At 73.0% G+C, this 20,667-nt stretch carries 23 protein-coding genes and 1 riboswitch; of the genes, 2 read left to right on the forward strand and 21 right to left on the reverse strand.

Going from position 1 to position 20,667, the window contains the following annotated elements; genetic code table 11:
* Nucleotides 1-17: 17 nt before the first annotated feature.
* Genes lgt through hisI form a run of 9 tightly spaced genes read right to left on the reverse strand, consistent with a single transcriptional unit; the run spans nucleotide 18 to nucleotide 7,540 of the window.
* Nucleotides 18-893, reverse strand: coding sequence for a prolipoprotein diacylglyceryl transferase (gene lgt / locus AB4Y78_RS06245; protein WP_441714811.1), 876 nt, complete (start codon nucleotides 891-893; stop codon nucleotides 18-20).
* Nucleotides 890-1,687: a DsbA family protein gene (locus tag AB4Y78_RS06250; RefSeq protein ID WP_441714809.1), complete on the reverse strand. Its 798-nt coding sequence runs from the start codon at nucleotides 1,685-1,687 to the stop codon at nucleotides 890-892. Before AB4Y78_RS06250 ends, lgt begins: the two co-directional genes overlap by 4 nt.
* On the reverse strand, nucleotides 1,684-2,163 hold the full coding sequence (locus tag AB4Y78_RS06255; RefSeq protein WP_441714807.1) for a MauE/DoxX family redox-associated membrane protein: 480 nt from the start codon (nucleotides 2,161-2,163) through the stop codon (nucleotides 1,684-1,686). The genes AB4Y78_RS06250 and AB4Y78_RS06255 overlap by 4 nt, the downstream gene beginning before the upstream one ends.
* Nucleotides 2,160-2,969, reverse strand: coding sequence for a tryptophan synthase subunit alpha (gene trpA / locus AB4Y78_RS06260; protein WP_265229550.1), 810 nt, complete (start codon nucleotides 2,967-2,969; stop codon nucleotides 2,160-2,162). Before trpA ends, AB4Y78_RS06255 begins: the two co-directional genes overlap by 4 nt.
* Nucleotides 2,966-4,189: a tryptophan synthase subunit beta gene (gene trpB / locus AB4Y78_RS06265; RefSeq protein ID WP_259909441.1), complete on the reverse strand. Its 1,224-nt coding sequence runs from the start codon at nucleotides 4,187-4,189 to the stop codon at nucleotides 2,966-2,968. The genes trpA and trpB overlap by 4 nt, the downstream gene beginning before the upstream one ends.
* A gap of 11 nt (nucleotides 4,190-4,200) precedes the next feature.
* Nucleotides 4,201-4,992 carry an indole-3-glycerol phosphate synthase TrpC gene (trpC, locus tag AB4Y78_RS06270; RefSeq protein ID WP_441714804.1) on the reverse strand — a complete coding sequence of 264 codons (792 nt, stop codon included), beginning with the start codon at nucleotides 4,990-4,992 and terminating at the stop codon, nucleotides 4,201-4,203.
* A 9-nt stretch (nucleotides 4,993-5,001) separates the two neighbouring features.
* Nucleotides 5,002-5,592 (reverse strand): Trp biosynthesis-associated membrane protein, encoded by a 591-nt coding sequence (locus AB4Y78_RS06275; RefSeq protein WP_259909439.1) that lies wholly within the window; start codon nucleotides 5,590-5,592, stop codon nucleotides 5,002-5,004.
* Complete coding sequence (locus AB4Y78_RS06280) at nucleotides 5,589-7,160, reverse strand: anthranilate synthase component I (RefSeq protein ID WP_441736958.1); 1,572 nt, start codon at nucleotides 7,158-7,160, stop codon at nucleotides 5,589-5,591. Before AB4Y78_RS06280 ends, AB4Y78_RS06275 begins: the two co-directional genes overlap by 4 nt.
* The gene (hisI, locus tag AB4Y78_RS06285) at nucleotides 7,157-7,540 is read right to left on the reverse strand and encodes a phosphoribosyl-AMP cyclohydrolase (RefSeq protein WP_259909437.1); all 384 of its coding nucleotides are present in this window, start codon (nucleotides 7,538-7,540) and stop codon (nucleotides 7,157-7,159) included. Before hisI ends, AB4Y78_RS06280 begins: the two co-directional genes overlap by 4 nt.
* An 87-nt stretch (nucleotides 7,541-7,627) precedes the next feature.
* Between hisI and AB4Y78_RS06290 the strand changes: the two genes are divergently transcribed.
* Nucleotides 7,628-8,266 (forward strand): TIGR03085 family metal-binding protein, encoded by a 639-nt coding sequence (locus AB4Y78_RS06290; protein WP_259909436.1) that lies wholly within the window; start codon nucleotides 7,628-7,630, stop codon nucleotides 8,264-8,266.
* Here AB4Y78_RS06290 and hisF read toward each other — a convergent pair whose 3' ends face one another.
* Nucleotides 8,267-9,055: an imidazole glycerol phosphate synthase subunit HisF gene (gene hisF, locus AB4Y78_RS06295; RefSeq protein WP_282072175.1), complete on the reverse strand. Its 789-nt coding sequence runs from the start codon at nucleotides 9,053-9,055 to the stop codon at nucleotides 8,267-8,269. It lies immediately after the preceding gene.
* Nucleotides 9,056-9,137: 82 nt separating this feature from the next.
* On the opposite strand from hisF, the gene AB4Y78_RS06300 reads away from it, so the two are divergent.
* Entirely contained in the window at nucleotides 9,138-9,704 is a 567-nt protein-coding gene (locus AB4Y78_RS06300) for a hypothetical protein (protein ID WP_441714799.1), read from the forward strand.
* On the opposite strand, the gene AB4Y78_RS06305 is transcribed toward AB4Y78_RS06300, so the two are convergent.
* The 11 genes from AB4Y78_RS06305 to coaBC form a co-directional block, all read right to left on the reverse strand.
* The gene (locus AB4Y78_RS06305) at nucleotides 9,691-10,125 is read right to left on the reverse strand and encodes a PH domain-containing protein (RefSeq protein ID WP_259909433.1); all 435 of its coding nucleotides are present in this window, start codon (nucleotides 10,123-10,125) and stop codon (nucleotides 9,691-9,693) included. The genes AB4Y78_RS06300 and AB4Y78_RS06305 overlap by 14 nt on opposite strands.
* On the reverse strand, nucleotides 10,113-10,952 hold the full coding sequence (gene hisG, locus AB4Y78_RS06310) for an ATP phosphoribosyltransferase (RefSeq protein WP_441736960.1): 840 nt from the start codon (nucleotides 10,950-10,952) through the stop codon (nucleotides 10,113-10,115). Before hisG ends, AB4Y78_RS06305 begins: the two co-directional genes overlap by 13 nt.
* A gap of 10 nt (nucleotides 10,953-10,962) precedes the next feature.
* A complete protein-coding gene (locus AB4Y78_RS06315; protein WP_007928313.1) occupies nucleotides 10,963-11,226 on the reverse strand; it encodes a phosphoribosyl-ATP diphosphatase in 264 nt (87 codons plus the stop codon).
* Nucleotides 11,227-11,258: 32 nt separating this feature from the next.
* Nucleotides 11,259-11,951 carry a nicotinamide riboside transporter PnuC gene (gene pnuC, locus AB4Y78_RS06320; protein WP_441714794.1) on the reverse strand — a complete coding sequence of 231 codons (693 nt, stop codon included), beginning with the start codon at nucleotides 11,949-11,951 and terminating at the stop codon, nucleotides 11,259-11,261.
* A 15-nt stretch (nucleotides 11,952-11,966) separates the two neighbouring features.
* Nucleotides 11,967-12,097, reverse strand: a riboswitch (FMN riboswitch).
* A gap of 424 nt (nucleotides 12,098-12,521) precedes the next feature.
* On the reverse strand, nucleotides 12,522-13,178 hold the full coding sequence (gene rpe, locus AB4Y78_RS06325; RefSeq protein ID WP_007928309.1) for a ribulose-phosphate 3-epimerase: 657 nt from the start codon (nucleotides 13,176-13,178) through the stop codon (nucleotides 12,522-12,524).
* Between the two features lie 21 nt (nucleotides 13,179-13,199).
* On the reverse strand, nucleotides 13,200-13,583 hold the full coding sequence (locus AB4Y78_RS06330; RefSeq protein WP_007928308.1) for a VOC family protein: 384 nt from the start codon (nucleotides 13,581-13,583) through the stop codon (nucleotides 13,200-13,202).
* A gap of 1 nt (nucleotide 13,584) precedes the next feature.
* Nucleotides 13,585-15,099 carry an RsmB/NOP family class I SAM-dependent RNA methyltransferase gene (locus tag AB4Y78_RS06335; RefSeq protein WP_441714792.1) on the reverse strand — a complete coding sequence of 505 codons (1,515 nt, stop codon included), beginning with the start codon at nucleotides 15,097-15,099 and terminating at the stop codon, nucleotides 13,585-13,587.
* Nucleotides 15,096-16,028 (reverse strand): methionyl-tRNA formyltransferase, encoded by a 933-nt coding sequence (fmt, locus tag AB4Y78_RS06340; RefSeq protein ID WP_441714790.1) that lies wholly within the window; start codon nucleotides 16,026-16,028, stop codon nucleotides 15,096-15,098. Before fmt ends, AB4Y78_RS06335 begins: the two co-directional genes overlap by 4 nt.
* Before the next feature lie 46 nt (nucleotides 16,029-16,074).
* Complete coding sequence (locus AB4Y78_RS06345; RefSeq protein ID WP_441714788.1) at nucleotides 16,075-18,048, reverse strand: primosome assembly protein PriA; 1,974 nt, start codon at nucleotides 18,046-18,048, stop codon at nucleotides 16,075-16,077.
* A gap of 59 nt (nucleotides 18,049-18,107) precedes the next feature.
* Nucleotides 18,108-19,331, reverse strand: a complete 1,224-nt coding sequence (gene metK / locus AB4Y78_RS06350; protein WP_007928302.1) for a methionine adenosyltransferase — start codon at nucleotides 19,329-19,331, stop codon at nucleotides 18,108-18,110.
* A gap of 74 nt (nucleotides 19,332-19,405) precedes the next feature.
* A complete protein-coding gene (coaBC, locus tag AB4Y78_RS06355) occupies nucleotides 19,406-20,659 on the reverse strand; it encodes a bifunctional phosphopantothenoylcysteine decarboxylase/phosphopantothenate--cysteine ligase CoaBC (RefSeq protein WP_441714785.1) in 1,254 nt (417 codons plus the stop codon).
* Between the last annotated feature and the right edge of the window lie 8 nt (nucleotides 20,660-20,667).

Consider the following 20,667-nt stretch of genomic DNA (forward strand, 5'->3'; position numbering starts at 1 on the left):
TGTAACAGCGGATTGTCTTACCTAGTGAGAGTTGATGTCTCACTATCTGAGACCTTGGTCTCGCTGCCACGATCGTCGCGTCGACCGCAGACGACGTAGATGACCACACCCAGGACGAAGACGACGATGCTCGTCCAGATGTTGACCCGCAGACCGAGGATCGTGTTGGCCGCGTCCGTGCGCATCATCTCGATGATGATGCGGCCCACGGGGTACCCGGCCACGTAGAGGCCGAGCACCTGACCGGGGGCGAGACGCCGCCGACGGTCCACGACGAGCAGGAGGATCGCCAGGGCGAGGAGGAAGAGCGACTCGTAGAGGAAGGTCGGGTGGAAGGTCCCGAGGACGACCGGCTCCCCCGCCGCGTCGACGACGGCCCGGCCGGCCGAGCTGTCCCAGCGGTGGATCTCCAGCGCCCACGGCAGGTCGGTCTCCTCGCCGTGGATCTCGTTGTTGAACCAGTTGCCCCATCGGCCGATGGCCTGTGCGACGAGGACACCCGGCGCGACGGCGTCGGCGAAGGTGAGGAATCCCACGCCCTCCTTGCGCAGCCCGAGCCAGGCACCGAGCGCGCCGAGGGCGATCGCGCCCCAGATCCCGAGACCTCCCTGCCAGATCTTCAGCGCGTCGACGGGGTGGCCCCCGTCGCCGAAGTACGGCTGGGGCGTGGTGATGACGTGGTAGAGGCGGCCACCGACGATGCCGAAGGGTACGGCCCACATCGCGACGTCGAGGACGAGACCGGGCTCGCCGCCACGGTCACGCATGCGACGGTCACCGATCCAGATCGCCGCGGCGATCCCGGCGAGGATGCACAGGGCGTAGGCGTGCAGGGTGAGCGGGCCGAGCTCGATGACCCCGACCGTCGGCGAAGGGAGTGTCGCCGGGATCACGGGGTCTCCTCCAGCTCGGACGGGACGTCGCCGCTCGTGAGGATCTCCTCGAGCCGCGCGGTGTCCATCCGCCCGGTGGCCTCGTCGACCAGGCCGCCCCACTGCAGGCGGGTGCGGTCGACGGTGAGCGCCGGGGTGCCCTTGAAGCCGGCCTTGAAGGAGGCCTCGTCGACGCTGCGCACGTAGTCGACATAGGTCCCGTCGTCGGTGCACTGCTGCCACGCGTCGAGGGCGTCACCCTCGAGCCCGGCCTCCTTGGCCGCCTCGGTGTAGGCGTCGATCGGGAAACCCTCGGCGGTCTCCTGCTGCGGCTGCCGGGCGAAGAGCGCCTCGTGGTAGGGCTCCCAGGCGCCCTGGTCGGCGGCGCACACCGCGCTCGACCCGGCGACCGCGGACGAGTCACCACCCGTGTTGCTGTCGATGACCGTCTTGAGGTGCACGCGCAGCCGGATCTTGCCGTCCTTGGCCAGGTCGGTGATCGTCGCGCCCGCAGCCTGTTCGAAGACCGCGCACACCGGGCAGCGGAAGTCCTCGTAGAGGTCGACGACGGGGGCGTCCTTCGGCGGCTCGGCGGCGGCGAAGGGCTCGATGGGCTCCCCCTTCGTCACGCCGTCGGACAGCTGGCTCGTGCCGGTGGTCGACGCACCGCCGTCACGGCTGGCCCAGATCACGCCGCCTACGACGAGGGCCATCGCGAGGACGATGACGATCCCCGCCACGACGATGACATTGGCCCCGCGACCGGTGGTGCCGGCGGCCGCCTGGGCTTTGGCCTTGCGGTCCTGGGTGCTCATGCGGGCTCCTTGGTGGGCCCGAAGAGAGCCCGGTCGAGGCTGAGGGTCGAGGACGATCGCAGGACGAGCCAGGCGCCGCACAGGGCGAGGGCGAGGTCGCGGGCGATCTCCCGGCCGTACCGCGTCTCGTCGGCCGAGACCTGACCGCCACCGCCGAAGCAACCGCAGTCGATGGTCAGGCCCCGTGCCCACGCCTGGCCGATCCCGATGACGAAGGCGAGCATGAGCACCGCGCCGAGGAGGGCACTCACGCGGGTGAAGAGGCCCAGGACGAGCAGCAGCCCGACGACGATCTCGACCCAGGGCAGGGCGTAGCCGACCCATCGGGCCAGCTCGAAGGGGAGGACCTCGTAGGCCTGCACGGCGCGGGCCGCGCCGAGCGGGTTGCCCACCTTGAGGCCGCCGGCGAGGAGCAGGACCACCCCGAGCACGAGGCGGAGGAGCAGACCGAGGTGGTCGCGCAGGCGGGCCGTCACGCCCGGCCCCGCACGCCCTCGGCGAGCTCGGCCGTGAGGGTGCGCAGCGCGTCGAGGCCGGCCTCGCGCTCGCGGTCGAGGAGGGTCGCGACGAGGGCCGACCCGACGATGACGCCGTCGGCGAAGGAGGCCACCTCGGCGGCCTGGGCACCGTTGCTCACGCCCAGGCCCACGCACAGGGGCAGGTCCGTGGCCTGCCTCACCCGGGCGACGAGCTCGGGGGCGCTGTTGCCGACGCTGCCGCGGGTGCCGGTGACGCCCATGGTCGAGGCGGTGTAGACGAAGCCGGAACAGGCCGCGGTCACGGTCGCGATGCGCTCGGGCGTCGAGCTGGGGGCGACGAGGAAGATCCGGTCGAGGCCGTGGCGCTCGCTGGCCGCCCGCCACTCCCCCGCTTCGTCGGGGATGAGATCGGGGGTGATCATGCCGGCGCCACCGGCGGCGGCGAGGTCGGCCGCGTAGCGGTCGACACCGCGACGGAGCACGAGGTTCCAGTAGGACATGACGACCGGGACCGCACCCGCGTCACGTGCGGCGGCGGTCGCCCGGAAGACGTCGTCGACGTGCACCCCTCCCGCGAGGGCCTCGGTCGCGGCCCGCTGGATCACGGGGCCGTCCATCACCGGGTCGCTGTAGGGCATGCCGACCTCGATGATGTCGGCACCGGCCTCGGCGAGGGCCGTGACGGCGGCCAGCGAGCCTTCGACGTCCGGGTAGCCGACGGGCAGGTAGCCGATGAGCGCTGCCCGGCCCTCGGCCCGGCAGCGGGCGAAGACGTCGGTCAGTGCACTCGTCGCGCCGCTCATGACTGGGTCCCTTCGTCGACCAGCCCGAACCACTGGGCGGCGGTGTGCATGTCCTTGTCGCCGCGCCCGGAGAGGTTGACGAGGATCAACGCGTCCGGCCCGAGCTCCCGGCCGACCTCGAGGGTCGTCGCGAGCGCATGCGCGGACTCGAGCGCGGGGATGATGCCCTCGGTGCGGCACAGGAGCTGGAAGGCGTGCATGACCTGCTCGTCCGTGGCGTAGCGGTACTCGGCCCGCCCGGTGTCACGCAGGTGGGAGTGCTCGGGCCCGACGCTCGGGTAGTCCAGCCCCGCCGAGACGGAGTGGGTCTCGAGCGTCTGCCCCTCGTCGTCCTGCATGAGGTAGCTCATCGCCCCGTGGAGGACACCCGGCTCGGCGGTCGCGAAGCGGGCCGCGTGACGGCCGCTCTCGATGCCCTCGCCGCCGGCCTCGACGCCGATGAGCCGGACCCCGTCGTCGGTGACGAAGCGGTGGAAGATGCCCATGGCGTTGGACCCGCCGCCGACGCAGGCGATGACGGCGTCGGGCAGGCGCCCGGTGAGCTCGAGCACCTGCTCGCGGGCCTCCTCGCCGATGATCTTGTGGAAGTCGCGGACCATCTCCGGGAAGGGGTGGGGGCCGGTCACGGTGCCGAGGACGTAGTGGGTGTGGTCGACGTGGGTCACCCAGTCGCGCATGGCCTCGTTGATAGCGTCCTTGAGCGTCGCGCTGCCATGCTCGACCGCGACGACGTTGGCACCGAGGATCTTCATCCGGGCGACGTTGAGCGCCTGGCGCTCGGTGTCGACCTTGCCCATGTAGATCGTGCACTCGAGCCCCATGAGCGCGGCCGCGGTCGCGGTCGCGACGCCGTGCTGGCCCGCGCCGGTCTCCGCGATGACCCGCCGCTTGCCCATCCGCTTGGTGAGCAGGGCCTGGGCGAGGACGTTGTTGATCTTGTGGCTGCCGGTGTGGTTGAGGTCCTCGCGCTTGAGGACGATGCGCGCTCCCCCGGCGTGCTCGGCAAAGCGGGGCACCTCGGTGATGATGCTCGGCCGGCCGGTGTACGTGCGGTGCAGCGCCGCGAGCTCCTCGATGAAGTCGGGGTCGACGGCCGCCTTGCGGCGGGCCTCGTCGAGCTCCTCGAGGGCGGGCACCAGCGCCTCGGGCACGTACCGCCCCCCGAAGGCGCCGAACCTCCCCGGCGTCGACCCTGCCGGCTCGTGCTGCACGTCGTCCATCCCGTCCTCCGTCATCGTCGGGCCGCCGCGTCGATCATCGACCGGACAGCGTCCACGGGGTCGCCCCCGACCACCAGGGCCTCGCCGACGAGGATCGCGTCGGCGCCGGCCCGCGCGAAGAGCGCGGCCTCCTCCGGTCCGCGAACGCCGGACTCGGCCACGCGGACGCACGAAGGGGGGATGAGCGGCGCGAGCCGGGCGAAGGTGTCGATGTCGACGTCGAGCGTCTTGAGGTTGCGATTGTTGACGCCGATCACGGTGGCGCCCAGGTCGACGGCGCGCGTCGCCTCGGCCTCGTCGTGGACCTCGACGAGGCAGGTCATGCCCAGGGTGCCGGCCAGGGTCATGAGCTCGGCCAGCCGGCGGTCGTCGAGCGCTGCGACGATGAGCAGGATGATGTCGGCGCCGTGGGCCCGGGCCTCCCAGACCTGGTACTCGCTCACCATGAAGTCCTTGCGCAGGACGGGCACGTCGACGGCGGCGCGGACCGCGTCGAGGTCGGCGAGGCTGCCGCCGAAGCGCCGCTCCTCGGTGAGCACCGAGATCGCGGTGGCGCCGCCCTCGGCGTACGCGGAGGCGAGCGCCGCGGGGTCGGGGATGTCCGACAGGGCGCCCTTGCTCGGGCTGGCCCGCTTGACCTCGGCGATGACCGCAAGGCCCGGGCGCCGCAGCAGGGCCTCGGCGTCCCGAGGTGCCGGCATGCCGTCGCACTGGCGCTGCAGCCGCTCGAGCGAGGTGACCGCCTCGCGTCCGGAGAGGTCCTCGCGGACCCCGTCGATGATCTGGTCGAGGACGCTGGGCATGTCCACAGGCTAGTCGACGCTCGGGTCGTCCCCGAGGGTGACCCGGTCCCAGTCGGAGTCGACCCGCTCACCTCGAGCGCCGCTGACGGAGTGCGCCTCCGTCTCGGCGCCGGGGCGCTCGTACTTGCTCCCGAGACCGCCCCACCGACGACCGCCCGAGATGCCTCCGACGAGGGCGACGAGCAGGAGGCCTGCGGCGACCATCGCCACCCAGGGCCAGACCGTGGCCGACCCGGTGGCCTCGAGGGTGCCGGTACCGCCGGAGTGGGTCGCGGCCACCGAGCCGAGGACGTCGGGAGCCGCGACGACGCAGCGCACCGACAGGGCCACGACACCGGCGGCGACGAGGCCGAGGACCCCGAGGCAGATCCACCGGGCGATCCGGCCCGAGGTCGTCGCCGCGATGGCCGCGGCCATGGCGACGAGCGCGATGCCGGCCAGGCCGGGCGCGGCCTCGGTCCCGACAGCGGCCGTGCGCACCGGGCCCGCGACACCGTCGACGGTGCCGGTCACCCAGTCGGCACGCCCCGCCGCGAGCAGGACGATGCCGGCCGCGACCGAGAGCAGGACGACGACGAGCTTGCGGCCGAGGAAGGTCATGACGGGCCCCCTGCCGGGCGCAGGGCCCGAGCGGCCGCGACGGCCGCGAGGGCGGCACCCGCCTTGTGCACCGTCTCCTCCTGCTCGAGGCTCGGGACGGAGTCGGCGACGATCCCGGCACCGGCCTGCACGTGCGCTACGCCGTCCTTGACGAGGGCGGTGCGGATCGCGATCGCCATGTCCATGTCGCCGTGGAAGTCGAGGTAGCCCACGACCCCACCGTAGACACCGCGACGGGAGCGCTCGTAGCGCTCGACGAGCTCCAGCGCCCGGGGCTTCGGCGCGCCGGAGAGCGTGCCGGCCGGGAAGGTGGCGACGAGGACGTCGAAGGCGTTGACCCCCTTCGCCATCTCGCCCACGACCGTGGACTCGAGGTGGATCACGTGGCTGTAGCGCCGCAGGTTCATGAACTCGACGCAGTCGACGGTGCCGGCGTCGCAGACCCGCTGCAGGTCGTTGCGCCCGAGGTCGACGAGCATGACGTGCTCGGACCGCTCCTTGGGGTCGGCGAGGAGGTCCTCCTCGAGCGCGAGGTCGTGCTCGGGCGTCTTGCCACGAGGGCGCGTCCCGGCGATGGGGTGGGTGATGGCGCGCCGGCCGGTGACCTTGACGAGCGCTTCCGGCGAGGAGCCGACGACCTCGTAGACGGACCCGTCCGGGTGCGGCAGGCGCACGAAGTACATGTACGGGCTCGGGTTGCTGCGCCGCAGCGCGCGGTAGACCTCGAGGGCGTCGACCGGGCAGGGCGTCGAAAACCGCTGTGACAGCACGACCTGGAAGACCTCACCGGCGCGGATGTCCTCCTTGGCCAGCTCGACGATCTCCTCGAAGCGCTCGACCGTCACATCACTCGTGACGTCACCGCGGGCCGCCTCGGCCACCTCCGGGTCGACGGTGGCCACCGTGCTCGGCGCCGGGGCGGCCAGGCGCTCGGTCATGGCGTCGAGACGCTCGACGGCGTCCCGCCAGGCCTCCTCGACCCGCTCGTCGGTCGCGTCGTAGTTGATGGCATTGGCCACGAGCAGCAGCGTGCCGTCGCTGTGGTCGAGGACGGCGACGTCGGTCGCGAGCACCATGCCGAGCTCGGGGACGCCGAGGACGTCCGGCAGCTCGGCGCGCACCTTTTCCCAGCGCCGGACGGCGTCGTAGGTGATCGCCCCGACCATCCCGCCGGTGAGGGGCGGCAGCCCCTCGATCGGGTCGGTCGACAGGGCCTCGAGCGTCGCCCGCAGGGCGGCCGTGGGGTCTCCGTCCGTGGGGACGCCGCTCGGCGGCTCGCCGATCCAGTGCGCCTGGCCGTCCCGCTCGGTGAGCGTGGCCCGGCTCTGGGCACCGATGATCGACCACCGGGACCACACGCCGCCGTGCTCGGCGGACTCGAGCAGGAAGGTGCCGGGGGCGTCGCCGGCGAGCTTGCGGTAGACGCCCACCGGTGTCTCGCCGTCGGCGACGAGGCGCCGGACGACCGGCACGACCCGACGGTCGCGGGCCAGGACGGTGAAGGTGTCCAGCTCGGGCCACGTCCGGCCGGGCGTCAGATCGGGGACCTCGGCTCCGGGTGCCGTCATGCCCGCTCCCCCACGACCGCGCCGAGGTCACCGGCGTCGAAGCAGGTCTGGTCGCCGGTGTGGCACGCGGCGCCCACCTGGTCGACCCGCACGAGGAGGGCGTCACCGTCGCAGTCCAGGGCCACCGACTGCACGTGCTGCACGTGCCCGGAGGTGTCGCCCTTGCGCCAGTACTCCTGCCGGCTCCTCGACCAGAAGGTCACCCGTCCGCTCGTGAGCGTCCGGTGCAGGGCCTCGTCGTCCATCCAGCCGAGCATGAGCACCTCGCCGGTGTCGTGCTGCTGGACGATCGCCGCGACGAGGCCGGCGGGGTCGCGTCGCAGCCGGGTCGCGATGGGCTCGGGCAGGGGCGTGGTCGAAGGGAGGGACACGCTCGTCATTGTGCACCGCGTCGACATCGCAGCACGCGGCCGCCCGGGGTTACCCTCGAACCTCTCCCTGACGCCGACACCCACCCCGGAGGCACGATGACCCGCCACGCACTCGCCGAGCGCGCAGCCCTGTGCGACACCCTCGAGCGCGTGGGCCCCGATGCCGCGACTCTCTGCGGCACGTGGACGACGGCGCAGCTGCTGGCCCACCTCATCGTGCGCGAGGGTCGCCCCGACCAGGCGGCGGGGATCCTCGCCCCGCCCCTGGCCGGGCGGACCGAGAAGGCCATGGCGCGGCTGCTCGCCGACCACGACTACCCCACGCTCGTCGAGCGGCTGCGGCAGGGACCGCCGCGCTGGCACCCGACGAGTGTGCCGGCCGTCGACGAGAAGGCCAACCTCGTCGAGATGTTCGTCCACCACGAGGACGTCCTGCGGGCCGGTCTGGGCGCGCCCCGGCGCTCGCTCTCACCCGAGATGATCTCCGCGCTCGGTGACCGGCTCAACCTGATGGCCAAGGTCCTCTTCCGCCGCACCCGCGGTGCCGACATCGAGCTCGTCACGGCCAAGCGCCGCACCCGGGTGGGCTCCGGATCGGGGCCGCTCGTCGAGATCCACGGCCGCCCGGGCGAGATCCTGCTCTTCGGCTTCGGCCGTCAGGCAGTCGCCGAGGTCGAGCTCACCGGACCCCCGGAGGCCGTCGAGATCGTCCGGACCACCCGCTACGGCCTGTGATCAGTCCGCGCGACCCCGCCGCACCGGGTGGCCGGCGGCGTCCAGCGCGTCCTTGACCTCGCCGATCGTCACCTCACCGAAGTGGAAGATGCTCGCGGCGAGCACCGCGTCCGCTCCGGCCGCCACGGCCGGTGGCATGTGCTCGGCCGCTCCCGCTCCCCCGCTCGCGATGACCGGGACCGCCACCTCCGCCCGCACGGCGGAGATGAGCTCGAGGTCGAAGCCGGTCTTGGTCCCGTCGGCGTCCATGGAGTTGAGGAGGATCTCGCCGGCTCCGAGCTCGGCGGCCCGCGCGCACCACTCGATCGCGTCGATCCCCGTGCGCCGGCGCCCGCCGTGCGTGGTCACCTCGAAGCCCCCGACCGGTGAGCCGTCCTCACCCGTGCGGCGCCGCACGTCCGCCGACAGCACGAGCACCTGCGCGCCGAAGCGGTCGGCGACCTCGCTGATGAGCTCGGGACGGGCGATCGCCGCCGTGTTGACCCCCACCTTGTCCGCGCCGCAGCGCAGGAGCCGGTCGACGTCCTCGACCGCACGCACGCCGCCGCCGACGGTCAGGGGGATGAAGACCTCCTCGGCGGTGCGGGTCACGACGTCGTAGGTCGTCGCCCGGTCGGCGCTGCTCGCCGTGACGTCGAGGAAGGTCAGCTCGTCGGCGCCCTGCTGCCCGTACCTGCGCGCGAGCTCGACCGGGTCGCCGGCATCACGCAGGTTGGCGAAGTTGACGCCCTTGACGACCCGTCCGGCGTCGACGTCGAGGCACGGGATGACACGCACGGCGAGAGACACGCGGGGCAGCCTACCCAGCAGGGCGAAGGGAGGACCGCCGCCGGCCACGTGGTGGGCCCGGCCGGCCGCTACGCTCCGTGCGGTGTCCGCCCTTCGCCAGGTCCTCGACCATGCCGCCACCGCACCACCGTCGTGCGGCCGGGTGCACGTCGTGGCCATCGACGGCCGCAGCGGCTCGGGCAAGACCTCGCTCGGGCGCCGGGTCGCCACCGCGTGGGGCGCACCGCTGGTGTCGATGGACTCGATCTACCCCGGCTGGTCGGGGCTCGCGGCCGGCACCGACCTGCTCGTCGAGCACGTCCTCGAGCCACTCTCCCGCGGCGCCGGGCCCGTCGTCCCGACATGGGACTGGCTCGCCGACCGGCCCGGACCGGCGCTGCCCCTGACCGTAGATGACCGACTCGTCGTCGAGGGCTGCGGCGCGAGCGTGGGGGCGGCTGCCCCCTTCGCCGGGACGCGGGTGTGGCTCGACGCGCCCGCCGGGCTGCGTCGGGAGCGTGCCATCGCCCGGGATGGTGCGCTCTTCGCGGGCCACTGGGACATGTGGGCCGCCCAGGAGGAGGCCGTCTTCGGGGCCGACGGGACCTCGTCGCGGGCACACCTGGTCCTGGGCGGAGCGGACCCGTCCGACGAGGTCAGCGACCGATGAGGTCGGCCAGCCGCTGAGCCTCGTCGACGGACTGCGGCCCGTCGGAGCGTTGGATCGCCATGACGGCGACGTCGAGATCGTCACCGAGGTCGATGCGCGGCCACGGCATCCCCTGCGAGAAGCGGACCGCGGTCATGGACTCCCAGGGGACGAGCTCCCCCGGGCCGAGGTTGCGGACGTACAGACCCTCGGCGGTCGGGCGGGCGTGGATCGTCGCGAAGCGACTCATGAAGACCGCCACCGCGACCCCGATGCCCGCGCAGGTCAGCCGGTCCATGATCCCGAAGCGCTCCGGCAGGGACGCCGCCAGGGCGATGGCCCCGACGAGCGTCACGACGCCGATGACGGCCGAGACGACCCGCCCACGGCGGGGCCGGAAGGCGGCAGCGGTGGCGCGGTCGGGCGCGGTCACAGCCGGCACGCGCTGATCTCGGTGACGAGGATGGCGCGGGCACCGAGGTCGTAGAGCTCGTCCATGATCCGGTTGGTCCGCGCGCGCGGGACCATCGAGCGCACCGCGCACCACCGCTCGTCGTGCAGGGTGCTGACCGTCGGCGACTCGAGACCGGGCGTCAGCTGCACCGCCTGCTCGACGAGCTCGGCCGGGCAGTCGTAGTCGAGGAGCACGTACTCACGGGCGGTGACGACTCCGGTCAGGCGGCGGTGGAGGACGTCGATGCCCGACTCGCTGGCGTCGCTGCGGCGGATGAGCACGGCCTCGCTGCGCAGGATCGGTTCGCCGAAGACCTCTAGGCCCTGCTGCCGCAGGGTCGTCCCGGTCTCGACGACGTCGGCGATGGCATCGGCGACCCCGAGGGTGATCGCGGTCTCGACGGCGCCGTCCAGGCGCACGACGTCCGCGGTGATCCCCTGCGCCGCGAGGTGGTCACGCACGAGGCCGGCATAGGACGTGGCGACCCGACGGCCGCCGAGGTCGGCGGCTCCGCTCGCCTCGCCGGGGCGCCCGGCGAAACGGAAGGTCGAGCCACCGAAGCCCAGACCCATGACCTCGGTCGCGGTCGAGCCGGAGTCGAGCAGCAGGTCGCGGCCGGTGATGCCGGCGTCGACCTGTCCCTTGCCGACGTAGAGCGCGACGTCGCGGGGGCGCAGGTAGAAGAACTCGACGTCGTTGTCCGGGTCGGCGACGATGAGCTCCTTGCTGTCGCGGCGGACCCGGTAGCCCGCCTCGCGGAGCATCTCGACGGCAGGTTCGGACAGGGAGCCCTTGTTGGGCACGGCGATGCGCACAGCGGTCCTCTCAGAGGTGGGTGTAGACGTCGTCGACGGTGAGCCCGCCGTCGATCATGAGCACCTGCAGGTGGTAGAGCAGCTGACTGATCTCCTCGGCCAGCTCCTCCTTGCTCTCGTACTCGGCGGCCATCCACACCTCGGCGGCCTCCTCGACGATCTTCTTGCCGATCGCATGGGTCCCGGCATCGAGCTGCGCCACGGTGCCCGAGCCCGCGGGCCGCTCTGCGGCCTTGCGGGAGAGTTCGTCGAAGAGGGTCTCGAAGGTCTTCACGGGAGACCAGCCTAGTTCGCCGCAGGCCGCAGCTAGTTCGCGGGTTCAGCGTCCGGACGCTCGCTGCGCGAGGCGCGCAGCCACACGACGAAGCCGTAGAGGACGAAGGCGGCGTACACGGCGTAGAGCACCGCCGTCGGCAGGTAGCCGCTGTGCCACAGCAGGGGCACGCCGACGAGGTCGACCCCGATCCAGATGAGCCAGAACTCGTTCCAGCCGCGCGCCATGGCGTAGGTCGCGAGCAGGGAGCCCATGAAGATCCAGGCGTCCGCGACGTGGTACCAGCGCGGGGCGGGCCAACCGGCACCGAGCATCGTGAAGACCTGCTGGGCGACGGCCACGCCGAGCACCATGGTGACCACGAGCCCCGCGCGCTCGCCCCAACTGGCCCAGCGGGGGGTGATCGCGTGGGCGTCACCCGTGTGCTGCTCGCGCTTGACCTGCCGCCAGCGCCACCACCCGTAGAGCGAGGTGATGATGAAGAAGATCTGCCGGGCCGACTGCCCGAAGAGGGGCGCCTTGTCGTCGACTCCCATCGTGATGCCGATGTAGACGAAGAAGAGGATGACGTTGCCGACGATCCCGATGGGCCAGGCCCACACCTTGCGGAGCATCCCCCCGACGGCGGAAGCCAGGCCGAAGCCGATGCCGATGACCTCCATGAGGGAGAGCCGGTAGCCGGCGATGTCGACGCCGGCCGCGTAGATCCATTCGATGATGGACATGGGTGATCCGATCCGCACGCGCCGCTCTCGTCCGGACTGTCACCGTCGGCCCCGGGGTTCTTGACCGGAGTTCACCGCCTGCCGGAGCAGTCGGGTCGCGGGCTCTCACCGCCGGTGCGGATTTTCACCGCGTCACGTGGCACGTGCACGACCATTGTGCGAAGGGAGCCCACCGCTCGGCAATTCGGTGGCCGCGTGAGTCGGGCCGTGGATCTGCCGGCCGCACCTCATGCGGGTGGTCGCGGACGCGGTGCAGCTGCTGTGCGCTGCTCGACAACGAGGTCGCCGACCGGCTGGTGTACGACGAGGAGGGGTCCTCCTTCGTCCCGGGGCGCGGGTACCCGCAGGCTCACGACGTCGCGCTCGACGTGGCCACGGGCATCTGCGTCGAGATCCACGCCGTATAGCGACGAGCTCTTCGTCGAGCGCGGCCGCTGGCTATCTCGCGCCGCAGGGCTTCGGAGGCGCGGGGGGACTAGGTGGCACCGACGCTCCCAACTGCGCAGAGCCCTGCCCGTCCACCGCCGTCCGCTCCACCACCCGAGTGACGGTTGCGGGCCGGACACCAGGTCAGTGCTGGTGCCCCCGGGCGAGCTCGCGCAGCTCGTCGACGGCGGCGGCGGCCGACTCGGCGCCGTAGACGGCGGACCCCGCGACGAAGACGTCGGCACCCGCCTCGGCGCACTGCTCGATGGTCTTCGCCGAGACGCCCCCGTCGACCTGCACCCAGATGTCGCCGCCGTGCCTGCGCACGGCCTCACGCACCTGCGCGACCTTGGGCATCTGGTCGGCCATGAAGGACTGCCCGCCGAAACCCGGCTCGACGGTCATGACGAGCACCATGTCGAGCTCGGGCAGCAGTTCCTCGTAGGGCGCGAAGGGGGTCCCCGGCTTGATCGCCATCGACGCACGCGCCCCCTGGGCCCGGATGTCGCGGGCGAGCGTCACCGGGTCCGCGGCGGCCTCGATGTGGAAGGTGACGCTCTGGGCACCGGCCTCGGCGTACGGCGGGGCCCACCGGTCGGGGTCCTCGATCATCAGGTGGCAGTCGATCGGGATCGGGCTCACCTTGAGCAGCGACTCGACGATCGGCAGGCCGAGGGTGAGGTTGGGGACGAAGTGGGCGTCCATGACGTCGACGTGCGCCCAGTCGGCGTTGCCGATCGCGCCCAGCTCGGACTCGAGGTTGGCGAAGTCTGCGGACAGGATGCTCGGGGAGATCTGCACGGGGGTCCTCGTGGTGGTGGGTCAGGCCTGGTGGATGGACAGGATGTTGCCGACGCCGTCCTCGATCTGGAAGTGCAGTCCGATGACGTCCTGGGTCAGCTCTTCGCGGACGACGACGTCGCCACGGTCACGCAGCCGGTGGTACTCGCGCTCGACGTCGTCGACGGCGAGCATGAGCGCGGCGAGCCCGGCGCGCAGCTGGTGCTCGGACCAGGCCCGGGTCGCGTCGTCCTCGATCGGCTCGAGGTTGATCTGCGCACCCATCTCCCACCCGCTGCTCGGGCCGAGGATGCACAGGTCGTGCGCGGGCACGACGAGGACCTCGCGCAGCCCGAGCACCTGCGTGTAGAAGGCGTGGGCCCGCCGGACGTCGGTGACGTGGAGACCGGTGACGAGGACGCGCACGTCAGGCCCGCTTGCGCAGCATCGCGAGGAACATGCCGTCGGTGCCGTGCACGTGCGGCCACAGCTGCGCGTGCGGGCCGTCGCCGAGGCCGGTCAGCTCGGCACGCGCCGTGCCGGCGAGCAGCTCCCGGGCGTCGAGCACCTCGACGTCGTCGCGCTTCTTGAGCACGTCGCGGACGACGAAGGTCGTCTCCGACAGGTGCGGGCTGCACGTCGCGTAGGCGATGACGCCGCCGGGACGGGTCGCCTCGATGCCGGCACGCAGGAGGTCCCGCTGGAGCGGACCCAGCCCGGCGAGGTCACCGGGCTGACGGCGCCACCTGGCCTCGGGCCGGCGGCGCAGCGCCCCCAGGCCGGTGCACGGGGCGTCGACGAGCACCCGGTCGTAAGTCTCGGGCTCGTCGGTGCCGACCTCACGCCCGTCACCGGTCCGCACGACGATCTCGCGGCCGGCCCCACCGGCAGCGGCGAGCGCCGGGCGCAGGCTCTGCCGCACCAGCTCGGTGCGGTGCTCGCTCACCTCGTTGGCGACGAGGTCGGCTCCCTGCCGCAGCGCGAGGGCGGCGAGCAGGCCGGCCTTGCCGCCGGGGCCGGCGCACAGGTCGAGCCACCGCTCCGGTGCGCCGTCGTCGCGCGGGGTGACCGGCGCGGCAGCCAGGGCCAGGGCGAGCAGCTGGCTCCCTTCGTCCTGGACGGCCGCACGGCCCTCGCGGACGGCGTCGAGATCACCGGGCGCGCCGGACTCCAGCTCTACGGCGAAGGGGGACCACCGCCCGGGCTGCGCACCTGCGGCGAGCAGCTCGTCGACCTCGGCGAGTCCGGGGCGGGCGACGAGCGAGACGTCGGCCGGCACGTTGTGCGCGGCGAGCAGTTCCTCGACCACGGCGTCCGCGCTGTCGGGGGTCGTCATCCCGTGACCGATGAGGGCCTGCCGCAGCGTCTTGACGACCCACACGGGGTGCGACTGGGCGATGGCCAGCCGCTCGGCGACCGGCTCGGCCGGGACGACGACCTCGAGCCACTCGTCGCGGCTGCGCTCGCCGATGCGCCGCATGACGGCGTTGACGAGACCGGCGGCCCCCTGACCGGCGACCGATCGGGCCAGCGCCACCGACTGGTCGGCGGCGGCGTGCTCGGGCACCCGCATGCCGAGCACCTGGTGGGCGCCCATGCGCAGCACGTCGAGGACTCCCCCGTCGAGCTTGCCGACCGGACGCTGCGCCGCGTCGGCGATGATCGCGTCGTAGAGCCCCTGCATCCGCAGGGTGCCGTACGTGAGCTCGGTGGCGAAGCCGGCGTCGCGGCCACTCAGGCGCGCTCGCCGCAGGGCCCGGGGCAGCTCGAGGTTGGCGTAGGCACCGTCGTGGGAGACAGCCCGCAACACACCCAGAGCGGTGCTGCGCGGCAGGTCGCCCTGACGGGAGCGTGCCGAGGGTGCAGTCCGGGACTTCTGGCGGGGCCCGCGGTGGCCACCCTGGCCGCGCTGCCCGCGCCCGCCCTCTCGTCGCTCGCTCATGCCGACTCCTCCCCGAGGCGCTCGCCGTCGTCGATCCGTACCCCGCGGGCCCAGTCGGCCGCCGGCATGGGCTTCTTGCCCAGGGGCGTCACCTCGCCGAGCCGGACTGCCCGGTCGGCGGTCCCCACGAGGACCTCGCGCTTGCGGGCCTCGATGGTGCCGGCGGGCAGGCTCTCGTCGGTGACCGTCACGGGTCCGACCTTGAGCCGCTCCCCACGGAAGGTCGTCCAGGCGCCCGGCGCCGGCGTGCACCCGCGCACGAGCCGGTCGACGGCCAGGGCCGGGTGGGTGAAGTCGATCCGGGCGTCGTCCACGGTGAGCTTCGCGGCGTGGCTGATGCCGTCGCCCGACTGCGCCTGCGGCTCGAGATCGCCGGAGGCGATGCCGTCCATCGTCGCGACGAGCAGAGGTGCGCCGGCATCGGCGAGCCGGTCGAGGAGGGTCCCGGAGGTGTCGTCGGGGCGGATCCGCTCGGTCATCGTGCCGAAGACCGGTCCGGTGTCGAGGCCGGTCTCGATGAGGAAGGTGCTGGCGCCGGTGATCTCGTCGCCGGCGATGAGGGCGCGCTGCGCGGGAGCCGCGCCACGCCATGCGGGCAGCAGCGAGAAGTGCAGGTTGACCCAGCCGTGGGTCGGGATGTCGAGGACCTCGGCGGGCAGCAGGGCCCCGTAGGCGACGACCGGGCAGCAGTCGGGCGCGAGCTCGGTGAGCCGCGCGACGAAGTCCTCGTCGGTCGGCCTGGTCGGCGTGAGCACCTCGAGGCCGGCCTCCTCGGCGACGACCCGGACCGGGGAGGGCTCGAGGCGCCGGCCCCGCCCGACCCGGGCATCGGGCCGGGTGACGACGGCGACGACCTCGTGGTCGGAGTCGAGCAGGGCACGGAGGGAGGGGACGGCGACCTCGGGGGTCCCGGCAAAGATCAGTCGCACCCGGCGCAGTCTAGATGCCCGGCCGCGCCCGTCCATCTCGCCCGGCTCACCCCGGGGTGAGGTGCCCGACCTTGACCGACGTCAGCTCGCTCGCCTTGCGGGCGCTCTCCCCCGCGCGCACGTCCTTGAGCGCCGCCGCGACGAGTGGTCCGTCGGCGAAGGACGCGGTGATGACGAGCCGGCGCCGGTCCCCTGACCCGGTGACCGGCAGCGGGCCGAGCAGCTGGGCGGCAGGCGCTGCGGCCCGGACCGCGTGCTCGATTGGCTCGATGCGGCGGCGGTCGGTCACCACCTCGGCGGTCCACGTCGTCGGCGGCAGCGACAGCTCCGCCCGCTCGGCGATCTCGCGGGCCGCAAACCATTCGGGGTCCCAGCGCACGAGGGCCTCGACGGCCGGGATCGTCGCGTGCGTCGGCGCTCCGCAGAGCACGACGACCCCGCCGTCGGTCCACGGACGGGCCAGTGCCGCGGCCGTGACCCAGCGGCGCACCGCCTCCTCCCCCGCTCGCAGGTCGGGTCGGTCGAGGCTGGCCCAGGCGTCGAGCAGCAGCACGGCGGTGTACCCCCCGTCGGCGACGGGCTCCGCTCCGGGCGTGGCGACAACGATGGCGGGCTCGGCGCCGACCCCCTCCTGCACCTCCCCTGCGCCCGAGGTGATGACCCGGGTACCGGGGAAGGACCGTCCGATCTCCTCCGCCGTCCGCCGGGCACCGATGATCCCGGCGCGCAGCCGGTCGCCGTCGCAGTGCGGGCACTCGAATCCGCGCGGGCTCGTGCCGCACCACCCGCAGCGGGGCGCCTGGTCGGGTGCGGGCAGGGCGAGCGGTCCACGGCACTCGGGGCACCGTGCGGGTGCCCGGCAGGTCGCGCACGACATCGCGGGCAGGTAGCCGCGGCGCGGCACCTGCAGGAGCACCGGCCCGTGCTGCAGCCCGGCGGAGGCGGCGCGGTGGGCCGACGAAGGGATGTGGGCCCGGGATCCCGGCCCGTCGCGTTCCTCGTCGACGCCCTCTCCCGCGACGACGACGCGTGGCGCCTCGCGTCGCGGGGTCGACCCGCCGACGAGGTGCACCCGCCCGGCGTCGACGAGCGCCGCCACGTCGGTGGACATGGCGAGGCCACCACCGAGCACGGCGCAGCCCTCGACCTCGGCCCGCGTGAGCAGGACGTCGCGGACGTGGGCGTACGGGGCCCGGGGCTCCTCGTGGAGGTCGTCACCGTCGTCCCACCACACGACGAGCCCGAGGTCGCGCACGGGGGCGTAGGCAGCAGCACGGGTGCCGACGACGACCCGGACGTGCCCGCGCAGCACCTTGAGCCACGCGGTGTAGCGCGCCTGCGGCCCCTGGTCCGCGGTCAGCCGGACGTGCTGGTCGCGTCCGAGCACCTCCGTCAGGGCCGAGTCGACCCGCGCGACGTCCCGCTGGTCGGGCACGACGAGGACCGCGCCCCGATCGGACAGGAGGGCGGCCCGGGCGGCCTCGGCGAGGGCCCGGGGCCAGTCGGTCTCCGTAGGCCGCGAGGGCGCGGCGAGCCAGGCCGCCCGCGGTGACTCCCCCGCCGCGACCCGTGACCACCACGCCGCACCGGCGCGGTAGCCGGCCCACACCCCGGGCACCCCTGCGGGCGAAGGGGGGATGCCCCCTTCGTCGCGCGGGTCCGCCGGCGGCTCGAGTGGCAGCGCCTTTTCGGCTCGGGCGTGCCGCGGCGGGATGGCCAGCCGCAGCACGTCCATCACCGTGCCGGCCTGGTGGCGGGAGACCCGCCGGGCCAGCTCGAGGACCTGGGGGGTGAGCACCTGCTCCGGCGAGACGACGGTGCGGATCGGGGCGAGTCGCCCCGTGTGCTCGGCGACGTCGCTGCGCTCGACGACATAGCCGGCGAGATCGCGACCGGCGAAGCGGACCTTGACCCGCACGCCCGGCTGGGCGGTCTCGTCGAGGTCCTCGGGCGCGAGGTACTCGAAGGGCCGGTCGAGATGGACCAGCCCCGAGTCGACGAGGACCTGGGCGACGCGCACGCGGACAAACCTAACCGGGCGGGGTGTCAGCGACACCCCGCCCGGCCGGTGGCTGTGGATCAGGCTCGAGCAGCGGCCTGCAGGGCCTCGACCTTGGTCGTCTGCTCCCACGGGAAGGGGTTGTCGTAGCCGGCGGCCTCGGTGCGACCGAAGTGGCCGTAGGCGGCGGTCGGCGCGTAGATCGGTCGGAGCAGGTCGAGCTCCTCGACGATCGCGAGCGGACGCAGGTCGAAGACGGAGTTGACCGCGGCCTGGATCTTGTCGACCGGGACCGTCTCCGTGCCGAAGGTCTCGATGTAGAGGCCGACCGGCTGGGCCGCACCGATCGCGTAGGCGACCTGGACCTCGCAGCGACCGGCGAGGCCGGCGGCGACGACGTTCTTGGCGACCCAGCGCATGGCGTAGGCGGCCGAACGGTCGACCTTCGACGGGTCCTTGCCGGAGAAGGCGCCGCCACCGTGGCGGGCCATGCCGCCGTAGGTGTCGACGATGATCTTGCGACCGGTCAGACCGGCGTCGCCCATGGGGCCGCCGATGACGAACTTGCCCGTGGGGTTGATCAGCGTCCGGTAGCTGCTCGTGTCGAGCTCGACGCCGGAGTCCTTGAGCGCGGCCATGACCGGCTCGAAGACGTGCGCCTTGATGTCGGCCGGCAGCTGCGTCTCGTGGTCGATCTCGGCGGAGTGCTGGGTCGACAGGACGACGGTGTCGAGACGCACGGCCCGGTCACCGTCGTAGTCGATGGTCACCTGGGTCTTGCCGTCGGGGCGCAGGTAGTCGAGCTCGCCCGACTTGCGCACCTCGGTGAGCCGCTGCGAGAGCCGGTGAGCGAGGAAGATCGGCAGCGGCATGAGCTCGGGGGTGTCCTGGCAGGCGTAGCCGAACATCAGGCCCTGGTCGCCGGCGCCCTGCTTGTCCTTGGGGTCGACGCCGCCCGTGCGGTTTTCGTACGCCGTGTCGACGCCCTGGGCGATGTCGGGGCTCTGCGCGCCGATGGAGATGGAGACGCCGCAGGAGCGGCCGTCGAAGCCCTTGTCGGAGGAGTCGTAGCCGACGCCCTCGGCGATGACCTTGCGCACGAGCTGAGGGATCTCGACGTAGGACTCGGTGGAGACCTCACCCGCGATGTGCACGAGACCAGTGGTCACCATGGTCTCGACGGCGACCCGGCTGCGCGGGTCCTGCTCGAGCATCGCGTCGAGGATCGAGTCGGAAATCTGGTCGCAGATCTTGTCGGGGTGACCCTCGGTCACCGACTCGGAGGTGAAGAGACGTCCGGACACGCAGAACTCCCAAGTTCGTCGAGGGACGGCCACGTGACCGTCCGGTAGGGCCCGGCCAGTCTAAGCACCCGGGCTCAGTCGGCGACGACGGATCCCACGACGACGTCCCAGATGCCGTGCGACACCTCGGTCTTGCTCGCCGGGCCGATGTCGACGACGTCGTCGCTGCCCCGGCGGAGCACGTGCACCGTCGTGTCGTCGGCGCCGAAGGTCTTGTCGACCCCGACCTCGTTGACGACGAGCAGGTCGCACCCCTTGCGGGCGAGCTTGGCGCGGCCCAGCTCGAGCACCGACCCGGTGGCGTCACCGGTCTCGGCGGCGAAGCCGACGATGACGGGCGACGTCGCGCAGCCGCGCGCCTCGACGAGCCCGGCGAGGACGTCCGGGTTGCGGACGAGCTGGATCGTCGGTGCCGCGTCGGGTCCGGCCGGGTCGTGCGTCTTCTTGATCTTGCTCGCGGCGTACTCGGCGGGGCGGAAATCGGCGACGGCGGCCACCATGACGACGACGTCGTGGTCGGGAGCCCGGCGGGTCATCTCGCCCTGGAGGTGGAGCGCGGTCTCGACGGGCACGACCTCGATGCCCGCGGGCACGGGGAGCTCGAGGTTGGCCGCGACGAGCGTGACGTGGGCCCCCCGGTCGGCCGCGGCCTGCGCGAGGGCCAGGCCCTGCTTGCCGGAGGACCGGTTGCCGAGGTAGCGCACGGGGTCGAGCGGCTCGCGGGTCCCGCCCGTGCTGATGAGCACCCGACGGCCGGCGAGATCGCCCTGTCCCGCGTTGGGGACGTCACCGGTGCGGCGATCGCTCTGGAGGGCTGCCAGTGCGGCGTCGTGGATCGCCTCCGGCTCGGGCAGCCGCCCAGGGCCGGTGTCGGACCCGGTGAGCCGCCCGGAGGCCGGCTCGACGACGGTGACCCCGCGCTCGCGCAGGATCGCGACATTGGCTCGCGTCGCGGCGTGCTCCCACATCTCGGTGTGCATGGCCGGAGCCAGCACGACGGGGCAACGGGCCGTGAGCAGGACATTGGTCAGCAGGTCACCGGCCAGCCCGTGGGCCGCCTTGGCGAGCAGGTCCGCCGTCGTCGGCGCGACGACGACGAGATCGGCCTCCTGACCGATCCGCACGTGCGGGACGTCGGTGATGTTGCTCCATACATCCGTCTGGACGGGGCGACCCGACAAAGCCTCCCACGTCGGCGACCCGACGAAGCGCAGCGCCGCATCGGTCGGGACGACCGTGACCTCGTGGCCGCCCTCGGTGAAGAGGCGCAGCAGCAGGGCAGCCTTGTAGGCGGCGATGCCGCCACCGACACCGAGGACGATGCGCACGGAGGGAG

Origin of the sequence: Janibacter sp. RAF52 (genome assembly GCF_052114035.1) — a bacterium.
Classification (GTDB): Bacteria; Actinomycetota; Actinomycetes; order Actinomycetales; family Dermatophilaceae; genus Janibacter; species Janibacter hoylei.

Coding starts and splice junctions, on each gene's coding strand:
- AB4Y78_RS06250 (WP_441714809.1), bottom strand. CDS start 1,687: ATGAGCACCCAGGACCGCAAGGCCAAAGCCCAGGCGGCCGCCGGCACC.
- trpA (WP_265229550.1), bottom strand. CDS start 2,969: ATGAGCGGCGCGACGAGTGCACTGACCGACGTCTTCGCCCGCTGCCGG.
- trpB (WP_259909441.1), bottom strand. CDS start 4,189: ATGGACGACGTGCAGCACGAGCCGGCAGGGTCGACGCCGGGGAGGTTC.
- trpC (WP_441714804.1), bottom strand. CDS start 4,992: ATGCCCAGCGTCCTCGACCAGATCATCGACGGGGTCCGCGAGGACCTC.
- AB4Y78_RS06275 (WP_259909439.1), bottom strand. CDS start 5,592: ATGACCTTCCTCGGCCGCAAGCTCGTCGTCGTCCTGCTCTCGGTCGCG.
- AB4Y78_RS06280 (WP_441736958.1), bottom strand. CDS start 7,160: ATGACGGCACCCGGAGCCGAGGTCCCCGATCTGACGCCCGGCCGGACG.
- hisI (WP_259909437.1), bottom strand. CDS start 7,540: ATGACGAGCGTGTCCCTCCCTTCGACCACGCCCCTGCCCGAGCCCATC.
- AB4Y78_RS06290 (WP_259909436.1), top strand. CDS start 7,628: ATGACCCGCCACGCACTCGCCGAGCGCGCAGCCCTGTGCGACACCCTC.
- pnuC (WP_441714794.1), bottom strand. CDS start 11,951: ATGTCCATCATCGAATGGATCTACGCGGCCGGCGTCGACATCGCCGGC.
- AB4Y78_RS06335 (WP_441714792.1), bottom strand. CDS start 15,099: ATGAGCGAGCGACGAGAGGGCGGGCGCGGGCAGCGCGGCCAGGGTGGC.